The following is a 15,180-nucleotide window of genomic DNA, read 5'->3' on the forward strand; positions in this document are numbered from 1 at the left end:
GCAGGATTGCATGATGGTTAACGCGATCTTTTCATGGCTGTTCCTGGCGGCGATTGCCCAGGCGATTTTGCTCAGTGTGGCGCTGTTGAATCCGCGCCAGCCGGAGATGCGCACCGCCAACCGATTGCTGTCGGCACTGCTGCTGATTTTTTCCGCCATCCTCGGCCATGCCTGGCTGGGACTGAACCATTTGTATCGCGACTATCCGCATAGCGCGCTGGCTATCGTCACGCTGGGGCTGGCCGTAGGGCCGCTGCTGTATCTGTACCTGCGCGCCATGTTGTCCGATCAAGCGCTGGGACGACGCGCCTGGCTGCATTTTCTGCCATTCGGACTCGCCACGCTGGCAATGACGCCGTTCTACCTGCAATCCGCAGCAGCCAAACTGGCCTGGATGCGCGCCTGGCACGGCTGGCCCTGGTATCTGGCGCTGGCGGCGGTGGCCAAACTGGTCATCCTGTTTTTCTACCTGCGCGCCAGCTACCGGCTGGTGCAGCGGGTGCCGGCCGACTCGGCTCTGGTACTGGACTTGCGCCGGCTGATGCGCATTTGGCTGTTCAGTGCCGCCGTCAGCGTGCTGGCGGTCGCCATGGCCGCGACCGATGCCGACTGGCCGCTGCCGGTGGAAGCCGTCGACGGCGGCGCCCTGATGCTGTTCGTGTTTGCCACCGCCTACACCGCCATGCGTCTGCCGCTGGGCTACCGGCCGCCTGCTCTGCCACCGCCCAAGCCGCGTTATGCCGACAAACCGCTGTCCACCAGCGACCGCGACGCCTTCCTGGCCCGCCTCATCACCTGCATGGAACAGGAGCAGCCCTACCGCAACGGCGAACTCAAGCTGGAAGACCTGGCGACACAGGTGGCCATGACGCCGCATGAACTGTCCCAGCTGATCAACCAGCACTGCGGCGGGAATTTCGCCGATTTTCTGAACCGCTACCGCGTCGAAGCGCTGAAAAGTGCCCTGCACGACCCGCAGCAATCCAGCGCCAGCATCCTCGATTTGGCATTAAACGCAGGATTTAACAGTAAAAGCGCGATGAACCGGACATTTAAAAAACACACCGGCGTGACGCCGGGTGAGTTTCGCGAACAGGCCAAAAGCGCCGCGTAGCGGGTGCCAAATCATCATTTGCGACGCCAAACCCGTTGGGCGCAGCAACACTGGGCCATCTCAACACGGAGCCCGACATGAAAATCACCACCCTGTTCATAAGTCTGTTGTTATGCACACCCGCCCTGAGCGCGCCCACCTGGATCACCAACGTCAAACTGGTTTCACCGGAAAAACTGGAACACATCGTCACCGGCAGCGTGCTGATTGATGGTGAACGCATCGTCCGCGTCGAGCGCGGCGGCAAGGCTAAGGCACCGGCCGGCGCGCACCGCGTGGACGGACACGGCTACTACCTGACGCCCGGCCTGATCGACTCCCACGTCCATCTGTACGCCGTGCCCGGCATGAGTTTCGAGCAATCCGAACACATGACGGCGATGGCAAACGCCTATTTCGCGCAAATGCCGCGTTCCTACCTCTACTACGGCTATACCACCGTGATCGACCTGGCCGCCGGCAGCCGCGAATTCATCGACCGGATCAAGGCCATGCCGCAGCATCCGGACATTTACGACTGCGGCTCGCCACTGGTGTACGCCAACGGTTACCCAATGTCCTTCATCGCGCCGGAGAAGCGCTTCAAGATGTTTTCCAACTTCATCTACGATCCGGCACAAAAGGATGCCATTCCAGCCGAGTTCAAGCCGGAAGACTATACGCCGGCCAAAGGGGTGGCGCGGGTCAAGGCCGACCACGCGATCTGCCTGAAAACCCACTACGAGCGCGGCTTTGGCAACCAGCGCAACCTGCCGGTGATGAGTCCGGAAACCTACCGCGAGGTGCGTCGCCTGGCCGGCGAGGCTGGACTGGTGATGGTCACCCACGGCAATTCGCTGGAATCGCAGACCTTTGCCGTGAACGGCGGCGTCAAAGTGCTGGCGCATGGCATGTGGCACTGGGGTGCATACAACAACGCCGCCGAACTCCCTGCGGAAATCCGTCAACTACTCGATAAAATCGTCGAACGTCGGATAGGCTACCAGCCGACCATGCAGGTGCTGTACGGTCTGCGGGCCTACGTCGATCCGGATTATCTGAACACGCCGGCGCTGGCCAAGCTGCTGCCGCCAGCGATGCTGGCATGGCTGAAGACGCCCGAAGGCAGCTGGTTCAAGGAAGAAGTGGCGGAAGCCGGCGAAACCGACGAAGCCGTGCGCCAGGGTATGGAAGCGCCGCTGCGCCGCCAGCGTCAGGTGGTGGCCTATTTGGCCAGCAAAAACGCCAACATCCTGTTCGGCACCGACACGCCATCATCTCCCACCTACGGCAACGTTCCCGGCCTGAACGGCTATCTGGAAATGCAACACCTGCACGATGCCGGCATGTCGCTGGCGCAGATTTTCCAAGCAGCCACCATCAACAATGCCCACGCCTTTCATCTGGACCGCGAGGTTGGCACCATCGAACCGGGCAAGCTGGCCAATCTGGTGCTGATGAAAGCATCGCCGCTGCAGGACGTGCACGCCTACGACAGCGTGCACACCGTGTGGGTGCGCGGCAAACCAGCACTGCGCGACAGTCTGGCGGTGGGCAACTGATCTGGATTACAAGGCCAGGCGGGCGCGGGCGGCGTCGTATTCGCGCTTCAGGCGCTCGACCATTTCGCCGGCCGATGGAATGTCGTCCATCAGACCCACGCCTTGGCCTGCGCCCCAGATGTCGCGCCAGGCTTTGGCGCTGCCGGAACCGAAGTTCATCGCGCTCTTGTCGGCCTGTGGCAGCGCGTCCGGGTCCAGGCCGGCGGCCACGATCGATTTTTTCAGGTAATTGCCATGAACGCCGGTGAACAGATTCGAATACACGATATCGGCCGCCGTCGATTCAACGATCGCTTCACGATAACCATCGCTGACGTTGGATTCCTTGGTCGCCAGCCAGCGCGAGCCGATGTAGGCGAAGTCGGCGCCCATGGCCTGTGCGGCCAGAATCGCATCGCCGGTCGCGATCGAACCGGACAGCGCGATCGGGCCTTTGAAGAACTTGCGCACCTCGCCCACCAGCGCAAACGGCGACAGCGTGCCGGCATGGCCGCCGGCGCCGCTGGCCACCAGGATCAGGCCGTCCACGCCGGCTTCCAGCGCTTTTTGCGCGTGACGGATGGACACCACATCATGCAGCACGATGCCGCCATAGCTGTGGATGGCGTCCAGCATTTCTTTCGGCGGCGCGCGCAGCGAGGAGATGATGATAGGAATCTGGTGCTTCACGCACACCTCGACGTCATGCGCGAGGCGGTCGTTGGATTGATGCACGATCTGATTGACCGCGATCGGGCCCACACGCTTGTCCGGATTGGCAGCCTGGAAATCGGCCAGTTCTTTCTGCAAATCGGTCAACCACACATCCAGCAGCTCGGCCGGACGCGCGTTCAGCGCCGGGAAGGAGCCGACGATGCCGGCCTTGCACTGCGCCGCCACCAACGCCGGTCCACTGGCGATAAACATCGGGGAAGCGATGACGGGAAGTGAGAGATTTTGCAGGACTGCAGGCAGGGTCATGGCGAGCTCGCTGACGGTAGTTGATCGGGTCGGACGATTATAGATCGAAAATAGTACGATCGTGCCTAAAACTAGGGCATATCCTCTACAATTACACGTTAAGTAGGTACTCACCCTCAACGCGTGCCGCAGCACTACGTACCAGCTGGCTGGCCGCCCACTGCCCCAGCGCCTCCGGCGTTTGCTTCAGATAATTGTGATTGGCGGCGGCAAACACCGGCATCGAGGTCAGCAGTGTCGGCACGTCGGCCAGCGGGATGCGCTGGCGCTCCAGCAACAGAAATTTGAGCAACACTTTCAACGCGTTTTGCGCGTTGCGTACCGGATCGGCGGCCAGGTAGTCCAACCGCGAGCGGGCACGCGCCAGGGCGCCGGCGATGTCGCTGAACGGCGCGCCGTGGCCGGGAATCACCATCCGCACCTCCAGACCGGCGATCAGGTCCAGTGTGGCGCGTTCTTCGGCAAAGCCGGACTTTCCATCCAGTTCGGGGAAGATGACGCCAAAGCCGTTTTCCCACAGCGCGTCGGCCGACACCAGCACCTTTTCCTGCGGACAGTAAAAAATCAGCGCATGCGGATCATGACCGGGCGCGGCCAATGCCTGCCATTCCATGTCGGCCAGCTTCAGCACGTCGCCCGGCGCGATGGTGGCGTCGAAGCTGAAGCGGTCGCAGCGCTGGCCGGTGGCCTTGAAACTGAGCGCTTCCACGTCCCAGTGCCGCACCTTGTCGGCCTCGGCCACCGGAATCGAGGTCTGGCAGCCAAAATGGGCCTGCAGGATGGCATTGCCGCCGCAGTGGTCGGAATGCAAATGGGTGTTGAGAATCTGGTCCAGATGACGGCCGTGCAGCACGTGCCGCACCAGATCCAGCGTCTGTGGCGCGTGACTGACATAGCCGGTATCGATAATCGCGGTATCGTGCCGGCCTAGCAGCATGATGTTGTTGGATGACAGCCAACCCCGTTCCAACACCCGTATCGAATCCGGCAGCGCGTTCATTCTTCCTCGTCGAAGTGGATAGTCTCGCGGCGGTGCGCCAGCTGCGACCAGACGATGCGCTTGAAATCATCGTCGGCCTTGCCCCAGGCCACGATTTCTTCCAGGGTGCGCAGGCAGCCCATGCAGTAACGCCGCTCCAGGTCCATTTTGCACAGGCTGACACAGGGCGACGGCACCGGCGAGGCGATTATGTTGGTTGCTTCACTCATGGCTACATTATATGCCCTTGCGTCGCTTGACTTGCAGCCATTCAGGCCTAAACTACCATCCAGGTAGATGGTGAATGGATGGAGAAATCATGGCAGCCGAATCGGAAAAAATCACCATCAATCTGGGGCCCATCGATTTAGGACAGGTTGACTTGCTGGTGCAAGAAGGGTTTTACTCAAACCGTACCGATCTGATACGCACAGCGATCCGGAATCAACTGAACCAGCACGCGGACGTGGTCAAGCAAACCGTTGCGCGCAAGAGCCTGGTATTCGGGATACAACATTATTCGCGCGCCGATCTGGAGACATTACAAGCTGCGGGACAGCGCTTGCAAATTCAGGTGCTGGGGTTGGCCAGCATTGCCAGCGATGTCTCGGTGGAGCTGGCGCTCGCCACCATCGAATCTATTTTTGTACTCGGTTCGCTGCACGCCAGCGCCGTCATCAAGACGGCACTGGCACCACGCATCCACTAAAGGAAGCCTCCATGAAACTCAATATCTTGCAGCAGATGCGCGACGCCGCGCAGCACTTTCTGAACAAAAACGTGCCTAAGCCGGTCATGCGCGATATCAATCCGCCGCCGGCAAACGTCGCGCCTCCAACCCCGGCCCCAACTCCAGCTCCGAGCCTGTCACCGAGTCATAATCCGGCGACCCATCCAACCGAGTTTGCGCAGGACATACTGAACCGGATGGGGATCAACGTCGATCTTCAGGCCAATCTGGAGCGCGCCATCGACATCGGCTCGGTACTGCATCCTGCTCCGGCACATCCGCTACCGGATGGCGCACAGTTCCTCAGCGGCAGTTATACCAATCAAGCCGGCGCGCGCAATTACAAGCTGTATATTCCGGCCAGCTATCACGGCCAGGCCATGCCGTTGCTGGTGATGCTGCACGGCTGTACGCAAAATCCCGATGATTTCGCGGCCGGCACGCAAATGAACCTGCTGGCGGAAGAAATGGCATGTTTTGTGGTGTATCCAGAGCAGAATATGCAGGCCAACCACTCCAAGTGCTGGAACTGGTTCAACGCGATCGATCAGCAGCGCGGCCAGGGCGAGCCGTCCATCATTGCCGGCATTGCGCGCCAGGTGATCGACGAGTATCCGGTCAATGAGCGCCAGGTGTATGTGGCGGGCTTGTCGGCTGGTGGGGCGATGGCGGTGATTGTCGGCACGCTGTATCCGGAATTGTTTGCGGCGGTGGGCGTGCATTCGGGCTTGCCGTTTGCGTCGGCGCAGGATTTGCCGTCGGCGCTGACGGCAATGAAGCGTGGCGTGCATCAGCCGCGCAAGGCGGGCGATGGTTCGCAACCGATTATTGTGTTTCATGGTGACAGCGATACCACCGTGAATCCGCTGAATGGCGAGCAGGTGATCGCGCAGCGCTTGCATCATCATCGCGCCGCTCGGCCACAGGTGCAATCGGGCGCGGTGCCGAATGGGTATCGCTATACGCAGACCACGCACACCAAGGCCGATGGTTCGCCGCTGGGCGAGCATTGGGTGGTGCATGGGGCGGGCCATGCCTGGTCGGGCGGCAGCGCGCTCGGCACTTACACCGACGCCAAAGGGCCGGACGCCAGCCGCGAAATGCTGCGCTTCTTCCGCACCGTCAGCTGAGAAATAGCCGGCCGGCGATGCCGAGGATGGCAATGGTATTCGTTACCAGCAGCCCGATCAGCCAGTTCATGTCGCGCCGATGCCGCTCGTCCATCCGGTCCATCCGGTCCAGAGAATACTGCTGCAGCTGATCCATTCTTTGGAGCGACATCCGTTGGCATTCGTCCATCCGGTCCATCGACGACTGCTGCAGCTGGTCTATCCTTTGCAGCGACGCCCGGTGGAATTCGTCTATGCTGTTCTGCGCCGTCTGCTGCCGGGCATCCATCCTGCCCAGCGCAATCTCGTGCAACTGGGCTGTGGTCTGCTGCTGCTTGTCCATCCTCTCCAACATGGTCTGCTGCTGCTTGTCCATCCGCTCCATCATGATCTGCTGCTGCTGGTCCATCCACTGCTGTTGCTTATCCATCCGCTCCATTGCTTTCTGGTGCAGAAGGTCCATTCGATCGATGGACTGTCGATGCAAATCATCGACGTGGTCACGTAGGCCATCTATGCGCTGGTCGACATGGTCGCGCAGGCCGTCTATGCGCGCCAGCGTGGATTGGTGGTGCTCTTCCTCCTTGCGCTGCATGGATGGAAGCAGGGTGGTGACATTATCCATGGTGGTCTCCAGCCGTACGATGCGTGCCAGATGACCATCTTGGGTAGCGCCATTTTGCTTGTCAAGCGAGGTGGGGTTCATGGTGCGCGCTCCGGTCCGTTATTTCAGCCATTGTCTGGCTGCGAACCGGCCCGCGTTTGAGGCAGCTCAATCGTGCGGCGGCGACGTAACGTTCTGGGTGATGTGCTGTTTCAGACAGTCAGGACACCAGCAGCCGACATCCGTCGCGGCAGGCACCGCCACCACCGGCGGCAAATAGGTACACCAGCACGGCGCCGCCGGCGTTGCCGGATCGGCATCCCGCATGGCGCAGGAAAATGGCGCCCCGCAGCGCGTACAGATGCTCATGGCCTCAGCCCGTTAATTCGAAGACAATCATAAGCCCAGCCTAATGGAGCTGCCGGGAAAATACAACCAGATGGCCCTATAATGCGTGCTTGACTGCCGCACAGGCGGTAAAATTGCGCCCAAAATCTCTTTACCGGACTCGCCATGACCCAACTGACCAACCTGAACTTAGGCATGAATGACGATTTGACCGCGGTGGCTCCGCAGATCAAGGCGCAGATTCTGGCTGAGGCCCTTCCCTACATCCGCAACTACCACGGCAAAACCATCGTCATCAAATACGGCGGCAACGCCATGACCGACGAACGCCTGAAACACGGCTTCGCGCGCGATGTCATTTTGCTCAAACTGGTTGGCATGAACCCGGTGGTGGTGCACGGCGGCGGTCCGCAAATCGACAACGCACTGAAAAAAATCGGCAAGCAAGGCACGTTCGTGCAGGGCATGCGCATCACCGACGAAGAAACCATGGAAGTGGTGGAATGGGTGCTGGGCGGCGAAGTCCAGCAAGATATCGTGATGTTGATTAATCACTACGGCGGCCAGGCAGTCGGCCTGACCGGCAAGGACGGCGGCCTGATCCGCGCCCGCAAAATGGCCATGCCGGACAAGGACAACCCAGGCCAGACGCTGGACATCGGCTTCGTCGGCGAAATCGAAGCGATCAACCCGGCCGTGGTCAAAGCGCTGCAGGACGACGCCTTCATTCCGATCATCTCGCCAATCGGCTTCGGCCAGGACGGCCAGGCGTACAACATCAACGCCGACGTGGTGGCCGGCAAGATCGCCGAAATCCTGAAAGCCGAAAAGCTGATCATGATGACCAACATCGCCGGCGTGCAGGACAAGCAGGGCAATCTGGTGACCGACCTGTCGGCGCGCGAGATCGACGAGATGTTCGCCGACGGTACGATTTCGGGCGGCATGCTGCCTAAAATTTCATCAGCGCTGGACGCCGCCAAGTCCGGCGTCAACACCGTGCACATCATCGATGGCCGAATTGAGCATTCTTTGTTGCTGGAAGTCTTGACCGAACAAGCTTTTGGCACTATGATCCGGTCTCACTGAAAAAACGGCGGTCTCGCCGAATATCGGTGAAACCGCCACATTTTCAGGCAATGCCCTTTTAGCTCAGTGGTAGAGCACTCCCTTGGTAAGGGAGAGGCCACGTGTTCAATCCACGTAAAGGGCACCACTCCTCAGCAGCACCCTCCCCCGTTTCAGTAAATTCGCTCGACACTGGCACCGCGCTTGCGCAGCTGTTCAGGCACGCTGTATTGGCCGACCAGATGCAGAATGCCGATCGCCGCCACACTGTTGTTTTCACGCGCCATCAACTTCAGCATGCTGTCCGCCAGCGCCGGATTGCGGCCCTCCAGCAGCACCTTTTGCACAAAGCGGCCGGAAAAACTATCGTCCTGCTCCGCCTTCAATGCCAGCGCCTCCAATGCGCTGCTGTCGGCATTGCGCCACGCCTCCGCGATTTCGCGCGCCTGATCGGCCTGTTCCTTGTCCTCGATGCTGGCGATAGCCTCCTGCAGGAAGGTCAGCTGCTCGGCCGGCGTCATCTTGTCGAACAGCGCCATCTGGCTGTCGGCCGATTCCAGTTCCACCACCTTGCGGCCGGCGTCGTGCGCCTGTTTGGCCAGATGCGCATCCACCGCCAGCGAAGCGTCATACCCCTGGGCCGCGAACTCGCTCACCGTCAGCAGGCTGGCCAGCAACCACGGCTTCATGGTCGCCACCGTCTCCGGTTCGATGTTGTACTGCCTGAGCAAGCGATCCAGCCGCTGACGCCAGGCCGGCGACAGCGCCGACGCCCCCTTGGCGCTGATGCCATGCTGCTGCACCGCGCGCGACAGCTTTTGCGGATCGCCCAACGGATCGATCTCCAGCGCCAGCACCGGCGCGGACTTCAGCAAACCGCCGATGCGCGGCTCCAGCGGATAAAACGCTTTCGAGCCGACGTGGATGGTGCCGAACAGGTACAGCGTATGCCCGCCCTGCTGCACCTTGAACAATGCGCCGCGATTCGGCGCCGCGCCCTGCTCGGCGGCGTGGCCGGAACCGAAGACAAACAAGAACAAACTGCAGAACAACACTATAATCTGGCGGCGCATGGTTTCCTTTGCTGATAGAGATGACGTGAATATTACCCGCTCCACACCCGTATGGCTGTTCGATCTCGATAACACGCTGCATAACGCGTCGCACGCCATCTTCCCCGCCATCATGGCCGGCATGAACCGCTACCTGGCGCGCCTGCTGGGCGACGGCGTCACGCCCGCCAGCGACGACGTGGTCAACGCCACCCGCACCATGTACTGGCAACGCTACGGCGCCACCACGCTGGGCGTGGTCAAGCACCACGGCGTCAGCGCCGCGCACTTTCTCGATGAGACCCATCGCTTCGACGATCTGCAAGCGATGATCCGCGCCGAGCGCGGGCTGCGCCAGCTGCTGCGCCGCCTGCCCGGCCGCAAAATCCTGCTGACCAACGCGCCGCACCGCTATTCGACCCAGGTGCTGCGCCATCTGGGTCTGCATCGTCACTTCAACCATCATGTGGCGGTGGAGGCGATGACGGTGCATCGGCAGATGCGTCCCAAGCCCTCCAAGCTGCTGCTGCGCCGGTTGATGCGGCGCCACCAGCTGGCGCCATCGCGCTGCATCCTGGTCGAAGACACGCTGGTCAATCTGCGCGCCGCGCGCGAGCTGGGCATGCGCACCGCCTGGATCACGCAATACCTGACCATCGGCGACAGCGCCGGCCTGGCGCATCCGCAAAAACGACTGATTCGCCCCGCTTACGTCGATGTCAAAGTAAAATCTGTCAGGAACCTGCCAGCGCGCCTGCATCATCTGCGCTGACCACACACTTTTTAACCCGCGAGATCATATGGCAAGCACACCGCCAGGCCAGCGCCGTTTGCAAATCCTGCAGGCGCTGGCGGAGATGCTGGAACAGCCCAAGGGCGACAAGATCACCACCGCTGCGCTGGCGCGCAAGCTGGAGTTTTCCGAGGCCGCGCTGTACCGGCATTTCGCCAGCAAGGCGCAGATGTTCGAAGGACTGATCGAGTTCATCGAATCGTCGGTGTTCGGCCTGATTAACCAGATCGCCGAGCGCCAGACCGACGGCCTGGCGCAAGCGCGCGACATCGCCGCCATGCTGCTCAACTTCGCGGTGCAGAATCCGGGCATGACGCGGGTGCTGATCGGCGATGCGCTGGTCAACGAGGACGATCGCCTGCAACAGCGCATGAACCAGTTCTATGATCGCGTCGAGCTGGCGCTGAAACAAGCACTGCGCCTCGCCGCCAGCGAAGGTCAGGCGCACGAAGCCGACAGCGCCGCGCGCGCCGCCATGCTGACCAGCTTTGTCATCGGCCGTTGGCACCGTTATGCCAAGAGCGGCTTCAAGCTTCATCCAACGCAGGACGGCGCGCTGCACATCACGCTATTGCTATCGTAATGACGACGGAAGTATTCGCGCTGCTGGACGACGCCAGCCCGGAAGGCCAACAGGCCGGCGGCCGTTCGCGCCTGTACACCGGCCACACCGGCACGCTGCGCTGCGACCACATCGCGCAATGGCCGCAATTGCTGGCGCAGATGCAGGCGGCGCTGGCGCGCGGCGAATACGCGGTCAGCGTGTGCAGCTATGAATTGGGGGAGGCACTGATGGCGCTGATGGCGCTGAGCGATGCGCCACCAAGCGCTCCCCTGGCGCAGATCCTGCTGTTCCGCGACTGCGCCCATCTCAGCGCGCAGGAAGTCGGCGACTGGCTGGCCGCCCGCTCGTTCCCGATCGAACGCCCGGCCGGCATCGCCAACGTCCACCCGAACATCACGCAGGAAGCGTTTAACGGGGCGCTGGCGCGCATTCACGACTACATCGCGGCTGGCGACACCTACCAGGTCAATTACACCTTCAGGCTGCGTTTTGACGCGTTTGGCGGCATCCACGCTTTGTACGCGCGCCTGCGCGGCCGCCAACCGGTGCCCTACGGCGCGCTGATCGCGTTGGACGACGGCAGCGCCGTGCTGTCGCTGTCGCCGGAGCTGTTCGTGCGCCACGCCAGCGGCGTGCTGACCGCGCGGCCGATGAAAGGCACCGCCCCCGCCGCGCCGGCGGCACAGCAAGCGGAAAACATCCAGCGCGCCACCAACCTGGCCAGCGATCCGAAAAACCGCGCCGAAAACCTGATGATCGTCGACCTGCTGCGCAACGACATCGCGCGCGTGGCCGCCACCGGCAGCGTCGAGGTGCCGGCGCTGTTCGAAGTGCAGCGCTACAGCAGCGTGCTGCAGATGACCTCCACCATCACCGCGCAGCTGCGCGACGACGCCACGCTGGCCGACATCTTCGCCGCGCTGTATCCGTGCGGCTCGATCACCGGCGCACCCAAGCGCCGCACCATGGAAATCATCCGCGAGCTGGAGCCGGACCCGCGCGGCATCTACACCGGCGCCATCGGCTGGTTCGATCCGGTCGTCAGCGGCGTCGGTGATTTCTGCCTGTCGGTACCGATCCGCACCCTGACCTTGCAGCCACCAGGTGACGACGGCGTGCGCCGTGGCGAAATGGGCGTCGGCGCCGGCATCGTGTTCGACAGCGACGCCGGCGAGGAATACGCCGAGTGCCAGCTGAAAGCGCGCTTCCTCACCGGCCTGCACCACGACTTCGACCTGTTCGAAACCATGTACGCCACCTCGGCCGGCGGCGTGCGCCATCGCGCGCGCCACCTGCAACGGCTGGCCGCATCGGCCGCCTACTTCGGCTTCCCCTGGGATGCGAAAGCGGCCGAGGCGTATCTCGACACCGCCTGCCACATGCTGGAGCCGCAGCACGCCGCCTACCGTTTGCGGCTGGCGCTCAGTGCCAGCGGCGCCTTCTCGGTGCAGCACGCGCCGCTGGCGCCGTTGAACGAACCGGTACGCGTGCTGCTGGCCGACGACGCCACCATCAGCGGCGACCTGTTCCTGCGCCACAAAACCAGCATCCGCGCCCGCTATGACGCCGCCTGGCGCGAGGCCGAAGCGCATGGTGCCTTCGATACCCTGTTCTTCAACGAACGCGGCGAATTGACCGAAGGTGGCCGCAGCAACGTGTTCGCGCGTATCGACGGCCGCTGGTTGACGCCACCGCTAAGCAGCGGCCTGCTGCCGGGCGTGATGCGCGGCGTGCTGCTGGACGATCCGGACTGGAACGCCAGCGAAGCCGTCATCACCCGCGCCATGCTGGAGCGCGCCGACGACATCGTCCTCTGCAACGCGCTGCGCGGCGCCATGCGCGCCACCATCACTGGTCGATAATCATCTCGAAGCCGCCGTAGATCATGCGCTTGGCGTCGAACGGCATGTTGGCGGGGTCCATGTAGGCGGCGACGCGCGGGTCGTGCATGACCTTGTCGTTGATCTCGTCGCGGCGGGCGCGCGATTCGAAGATGATCCAGGAGAAGATCACCACCTCGTCCTGCTGCAGCATCACCGCTTGCGGGAAGGAGGTCAGTTTGCCGGGCGGGACATCGTCGCCCACGTTCTCGCGGAACTCCAGCGCACCGTGCTCCTTCCATACCGCCGCGCATTCCAGCGCCATTTGCTTGTACGCGTCCAGCTTGTCCTTCGGGACTGCAATCACGAATCCGTCTACGTAGGGCATGATCGTCTCCTCGCTTGAGAGTCGCTCAGCGTAGCACGAAGCGCTTTCGGTAAGCGCCTGGTGTGGTGGCGGTCAGACGGCGAAAGTGATGGCGCAGCGATTCCTCAGAACCGAAGCCGGCCTGCTCGGCGATCTGCGCCAGCGGCACGTCCGGCTGTTCCAGCATCTCCTTGACGATGGCCACGCGCTCGCGGATCAGCCATTCGATGGGACCGAGGCCGGTGGCCTGCTGAAACTGGCGCTGCAGCGTGCGCGGACTCATGGCGGCGCGTTCGGCCATGCTGGCCACGCTGTGCGGCTGCGCCGGATGGCCTCGCAGCCAGTCCATCAATTTGGACAAGCGCCCCTGCTCGCCCTGTGCCATGGGACGCGGCAGAAACTGCGCCTGACCGCCTTCGCGATGCGGCGCCACCACCAGCCGCTGCGCCACCTGGTTGCCGATCTTGGCGCCATGATCGCGCCGCACCAGATGCAGCAGCATATCGAGTCCGGCAGCAGAACCGGCGGCGGTGATAACCTGGCCGTTATCCACATACAGATGATCCGGCTGCACTTCTATCAAAGGATAACGCCGCGCCAGCCGCTCGGCGTAGCGCCAGTGGGTGGTGGCGCGCTGGCCATCCAGCACACCGGCGGCGGCCAGCACGAACACGCCGGAACAGATCGAACACAGACGCGCGCCGCGCGCATGCGCCTCGCGTATCCACGCCAGCAATTGTGGCGGCGGCGTTTCGTCGGCATCGCGCCAGCCGGGAATGATGATGGTGTCGGCGCGCGCCAGCAGCTCCGGCGCATATGGCGCCTGCACGGTGATGCCGCCAGCGGCGCGGATCGGCCCCTGTTCCACCGCGCACACCGCAAATTCGTACCAATCGACGCCCAGTTCCGGACGCTCCAGCGCAAACAGCTCGACCGTGCAGCCGAATTCGAAAGTACACAGCCGGTCGTAGGCCAGCGCCACCACAAGATGTTTTTTCATGGCGCGATCTTACCGCAGAATGGCATATGCGCCACTTCTGGCCACGGCTTGGCGGCCGCACAATGACGTCATCGCCCATCAAAAAAGGAGAACACCATGTCCCTGGTTGCCGCCATCCCCGCCGCCGACAGCGCCGCCGCGCTGGCCCACTTTGAAGCCAGCTTCCGCTACGAAACCGACTGTTGGGACGTGCACGACGCCATCAGCAGCGACCAGCAGGACTTTGTGCTGCTGGACGTGCGCGGCACCGAAAAATACGCGGCCGGCCACGTGCCTGGCGCGCTGGATCTGGCGCACCGCAAGATCATCGGTTCGAAAATCGCCGAATTCCCGGCGCAGACGTTGTTCGTGGTGTATTGCGCCGGACCGCACTGCAATGGCGCGGCCCGTGCCGCCGTGCGGCTGGCGCAGTTGGGCCGACCGGTCAAGCTGATGACCGGCGGCGTAACGGGTTGGCTGGATGAGGGCTTTGAACTGGCGCGGGATTAAGAACCCAGCGCCTTTTCCACCGCCGTCACCAGCTGCTTGTCGGTCGGAGTGACCTTGCTGCCGAAGTTGTTCACCACATTGCCCTGGCGGTCGATCAGGTATTTGTGGAAGTTCCAGGCCGGCGCCTTGCCGGTGATTTTGATCAGGTTCACGTACAGCGGATTCGGCTCTTTGCCGGACACCACCGACTTGGCAAACATCGGGAACTTGACGCCGTAGGTGTTGTAGCAGAAATCAGCGATTTCCTTGCTGCTGCCCGGCTCCTGCTGACCGAAGTCGTTGGACGGGAAGCCCAGCACCACCAGGCCTTTGCTGGCGTACTTGGCGTACAAGGCTTCCAGCCCTTCGTACTGATTGGTGAAGCCGCAATAACTGGCGGTGTTCACCACCAGCACCACCTTGCCCGAATACTGGCACAGATCCTGAGGCGTATCGTCCTGCAGACGCTTGAAGGTCTGCTTGAGGATGGCCGGGCAGCTGCCCGGTGCGGCGGTTGCCGCTGCGGCAGGGGCGGCGGCGGGCGTCTGCGCCAGGGCCGGCGCACTGGCCAGCGCTGTCAGCGAAGTTGCGATGCACAGCTGAACAAAGGTCTTGATCATGATGGTCGGCCGGAAAGAATAGAAAAAAATCATTCTAGTCCA

Annotated in this window: 18 protein-coding genes and 1 tRNA gene; 10 read left to right on the forward strand and 9 right to left on the reverse strand. The window is 62.4% G+C overall.

The window, feature by feature from the left end:
* The first annotated feature begins 10 nt into the window (after window positions 1–10).
* Window positions 11–1,114 (forward strand): helix-turn-helix transcriptional regulator, encoded by a 1,104-nt coding sequence (locus GJ699_RS08915; RefSeq protein WP_229262026.1) that lies wholly within the window; start codon window positions 11–13, stop codon window positions 1,112–1,114.
* A 77-nt stretch (window positions 1,115–1,191) separates the two neighbouring features.
* Complete coding sequence (locus GJ699_RS08920; protein ID WP_154375252.1) at window positions 1,192–2,655, forward strand: amidohydrolase family protein; 1,464 nt, start codon at window positions 1,192–1,194, stop codon at window positions 2,653–2,655.
* A gap of 6 nt (window positions 2,656–2,661) precedes the next feature.
* Here the strand turns inward: GJ699_RS08920 and GJ699_RS08925 are convergent, their stop codons facing one another.
* The 3 genes from GJ699_RS08925 to GJ699_RS08935 form a co-directional block, all read right to left on the reverse strand.
* Window positions 2,662–3,615 (reverse strand): NAD(P)H-dependent flavin oxidoreductase, encoded by a 954-nt coding sequence (locus tag GJ699_RS08925; RefSeq protein ID WP_154375254.1) that lies wholly within the window; start codon window positions 3,613–3,615, stop codon window positions 2,662–2,664.
* 91 nt (window positions 3,616–3,706) lie between these two features.
* A complete protein-coding gene (locus GJ699_RS08930; RefSeq protein ID WP_154375256.1) occupies window positions 3,707–4,615 on the reverse strand; it encodes an MBL fold metallo-hydrolase in 909 nt (302 codons plus the stop codon).
* Complete coding sequence (locus GJ699_RS08935) at window positions 4,612–4,824, reverse strand: DUF1289 domain-containing protein (protein ID WP_154375258.1); 213 nt, start codon at window positions 4,822–4,824, stop codon at window positions 4,612–4,614. The genes GJ699_RS08930 and GJ699_RS08935 overlap by 4 nt, the downstream gene beginning before the upstream one ends.
* Window positions 4,825–4,913: 89 nt before the next feature.
* Here GJ699_RS08935 and GJ699_RS08940 point away from each other — a divergent pair, with 89 nt between their 5' ends.
* Window positions 4,914–5,303, forward strand: coding sequence for a ribbon-helix-helix domain-containing protein (locus GJ699_RS08940; RefSeq protein WP_229262027.1), 390 nt, complete (start codon window positions 4,914–4,916; stop codon window positions 5,301–5,303).
* An 11-nt stretch (window positions 5,304–5,314) separates the two neighbouring features.
* Window positions 5,315–6,454: an extracellular catalytic domain type 1 short-chain-length polyhydroxyalkanoate depolymerase gene (locus GJ699_RS08945; RefSeq protein ID WP_154375262.1), complete on the forward strand. Its 1,140-nt coding sequence runs from the start codon at window positions 5,315–5,317 to the stop codon at window positions 6,452–6,454.
* On the opposite strand, the gene GJ699_RS08950 is transcribed toward GJ699_RS08945, so the two are convergent.
* Window positions 6,447–7,139 (reverse strand): hypothetical protein, encoded by a 693-nt coding sequence (locus GJ699_RS08950; protein WP_154375264.1) that lies wholly within the window; start codon window positions 7,137–7,139, stop codon window positions 6,447–6,449. The two genes, GJ699_RS08945 and GJ699_RS08950, sit on opposite strands and share 8 nt — an antisense overlap.
* A gap of 66 nt (window positions 7,140–7,205) precedes the next feature.
* A complete protein-coding gene (locus GJ699_RS08955) occupies window positions 7,206–7,406 on the reverse strand; it encodes a cysteine-rich CWC family protein (RefSeq protein WP_154375266.1) in 201 nt (66 codons plus the stop codon).
* 174 nt (window positions 7,407–7,580) lie between these two features.
* Here GJ699_RS08955 and argB point away from each other — a divergent pair, with 174 nt between their 5' ends.
* Complete coding sequence (gene argB / locus GJ699_RS08960; protein WP_154358068.1) at window positions 7,581–8,474, forward strand: acetylglutamate kinase; 894 nt, start codon at window positions 7,581–7,583, stop codon at window positions 8,472–8,474.
* A 52-nt stretch (window positions 8,475–8,526) separates the two neighbouring features.
* Window positions 8,527–8,601 (forward strand) — tRNA-Thr (locus tag GJ699_RS08965).
* Between the two features lie 25 nt (window positions 8,602–8,626).
* On the opposite strand, the gene GJ699_RS08970 is transcribed toward GJ699_RS08965, so the two are convergent.
* Window positions 8,627–9,487: a TraB/GumN family protein gene (locus GJ699_RS08970; protein ID WP_229262028.1), complete on the reverse strand. Its 861-nt coding sequence runs from the start codon at window positions 9,485–9,487 to the stop codon at window positions 8,627–8,629.
* A gap of 37 nt (window positions 9,488–9,524) precedes the next feature.
* On the opposite strand from GJ699_RS08970, the gene GJ699_RS08975 reads away from it, so the two are divergent.
* From GJ699_RS08975 to pabB, 3 genes are read left to right on the forward strand one after another with little or no spacing between them, the layout of a single operon-like run.
* A complete protein-coding gene (locus tag GJ699_RS08975) occupies window positions 9,525–10,277 on the forward strand; it encodes an HAD-IA family hydrolase (protein WP_154375270.1) in 753 nt (250 codons plus the stop codon).
* A gap of 28 nt (window positions 10,278–10,305) precedes the next feature.
* Complete coding sequence (gene slmA, locus GJ699_RS08980; protein WP_154375272.1) at window positions 10,306–10,881, forward strand: nucleoid occlusion factor SlmA; 576 nt, start codon at window positions 10,306–10,308, stop codon at window positions 10,879–10,881.
* Entirely contained in the window at window positions 10,881–12,725 is a 1,845-nt protein-coding gene (gene pabB, locus GJ699_RS08985; RefSeq protein WP_154375274.1) for an aminodeoxychorismate synthase component I, read from the forward strand. The genes slmA and pabB overlap by 1 nt, the downstream gene beginning before the upstream one ends.
* Here pabB and GJ699_RS08990 read toward each other — a convergent pair.
* Window positions 12,712–13,071: a DUF1428 domain-containing protein gene (locus GJ699_RS08990; RefSeq protein WP_154375276.1), complete on the reverse strand. Its 360-nt coding sequence runs from the start codon at window positions 13,069–13,071 to the stop codon at window positions 12,712–12,714. The genes pabB and GJ699_RS08990 overlap by 14 nt on opposite strands.
* A 25-nt stretch (window positions 13,072–13,096) precedes the next feature.
* Window positions 13,097–14,050: a transcriptional regulator FtrA gene (ftrA, locus tag GJ699_RS08995; protein ID WP_154375278.1), complete on the reverse strand. Its 954-nt coding sequence runs from the start codon at window positions 14,048–14,050 to the stop codon at window positions 13,097–13,099.
* A gap of 96 nt (window positions 14,051–14,146) precedes the next feature.
* Here ftrA and GJ699_RS09000 point away from each other — a divergent pair, with 96 nt between their 5' ends.
* Complete coding sequence (locus GJ699_RS09000; protein ID WP_154375279.1) at window positions 14,147–14,539, forward strand: rhodanese-like domain-containing protein; 393 nt, start codon at window positions 14,147–14,149, stop codon at window positions 14,537–14,539.
* Here the strand turns inward: GJ699_RS09000 and GJ699_RS09005 are convergent.
* Window positions 14,536–15,138: a glutathione peroxidase gene (locus tag GJ699_RS09005; protein ID WP_154375281.1), complete on the reverse strand. Its 603-nt coding sequence runs from the start codon at window positions 15,136–15,138 to the stop codon at window positions 14,536–14,538. The genes GJ699_RS09000 and GJ699_RS09005 overlap by 4 nt on opposite strands.
* Window positions 15,139–15,180: the final 42 nt, after the last annotated feature.

It is taken from the genome of Duganella guangzhouensis (assembly GCF_009674535.1).
In the GTDB taxonomy this organism is placed as follows: Bacteria; Pseudomonadota; Gammaproteobacteria; order Burkholderiales; family Burkholderiaceae_D; genus Rugamonas; species Rugamonas guangzhouensis.

What these genes read in the sequence shown, in the direction of transcription:
- GJ699_RS08925 (WP_154375254.1), bottom strand. Translation starts at nt 3,615, where the DNA reads ATGACCCTGCCTGCAGTCCTGCAAAATCTCTCACTTCCCGTCATCGCT.
- GJ699_RS08935 (WP_154375258.1), bottom strand. Translation starts at nt 4,824, where the DNA reads ATGAGTGAAGCAACCAACATAATCGCCTCGCCGGTGCCGTCGCCCTGT.
- GJ699_RS09000 (WP_154375279.1), top strand. Translation starts at nt 14,147, where the DNA reads ATGTCCCTGGTTGCCGCCATCCCCGCCGCCGACAGCGCCGCCGCGCTG.
- GJ699_RS08915 (WP_229262026.1), top strand. Translation starts at nt 11, where the DNA reads ATGATGGTTAACGCGATCTTTTCATGGCTGTTCCTGGCGGCGATTGCC.
- GJ699_RS08920 (WP_154375252.1), top strand. Translation starts at nt 1,192, where the DNA reads ATGAAAATCACCACCCTGTTCATAAGTCTGTTGTTATGCACACCCGCC.
- pabB (WP_154375274.1), top strand. Translation starts at nt 10,881, where the DNA reads ATGACGACGGAAGTATTCGCGCTGCTGGACGACGCCAGCCCGGAAGGC.
- GJ699_RS08975 (WP_154375270.1), top strand. Translation starts at nt 9,525, where the DNA reads ATGGTTTCCTTTGCTGATAGAGATGACGTGAATATTACCCGCTCCACA.
- GJ699_RS08955 (WP_154375266.1), bottom strand. Translation starts at nt 7,406, where the DNA reads ATGAGCATCTGTACGCGCTGCGGGGCGCCATTTTCCTGCGCCATGCGG.
- argB (WP_154358068.1), top strand. Translation starts at nt 7,581, where the DNA reads ATGAATGACGATTTGACCGCGGTGGCTCCGCAGATCAAGGCGCAGATT.
- GJ699_RS09005 (WP_154375281.1), bottom strand. Translation starts at nt 15,138, where the DNA reads ATGATCAAGACCTTTGTTCAGCTGTGCATCGCAACTTCGCTGACAGCG.
- GJ699_RS08930 (WP_154375256.1), bottom strand. Translation starts at nt 4,615, where the DNA reads ATGAACGCGCTGCCGGATTCGATACGGGTGTTGGAACGGGGTTGGCTG.
- GJ699_RS08950 (WP_154375264.1), bottom strand. Translation starts at nt 7,139, where the DNA reads ATGAACCCCACCTCGCTTGACAAGCAAAATGGCGCTACCCAAGATGGT.
- GJ699_RS08945 (WP_154375262.1), top strand. Translation starts at nt 5,315, where the DNA reads ATGAAACTCAATATCTTGCAGCAGATGCGCGACGCCGCGCAGCACTTT.
- GJ699_RS08940 (WP_229262027.1), top strand. Translation starts at nt 4,914, where the DNA reads ATGGCAGCCGAATCGGAAAAAATCACCATCAATCTGGGGCCCATCGAT.
- slmA (WP_154375272.1), top strand. Translation starts at nt 10,306, where the DNA reads ATGGCAAGCACACCGCCAGGCCAGCGCCGTTTGCAAATCCTGCAGGCG.
- GJ699_RS08990 (WP_154375276.1), bottom strand. Translation starts at nt 13,071, where the DNA reads ATGCCCTACGTAGACGGATTCGTGATTGCAGTCCCGAAGGACAAGCTG.
- ftrA (WP_154375278.1), bottom strand. Translation starts at nt 14,050, where the DNA reads ATGAAAAAACATCTTGTGGTGGCGCTGGCCTACGACCGGCTGTGTACT.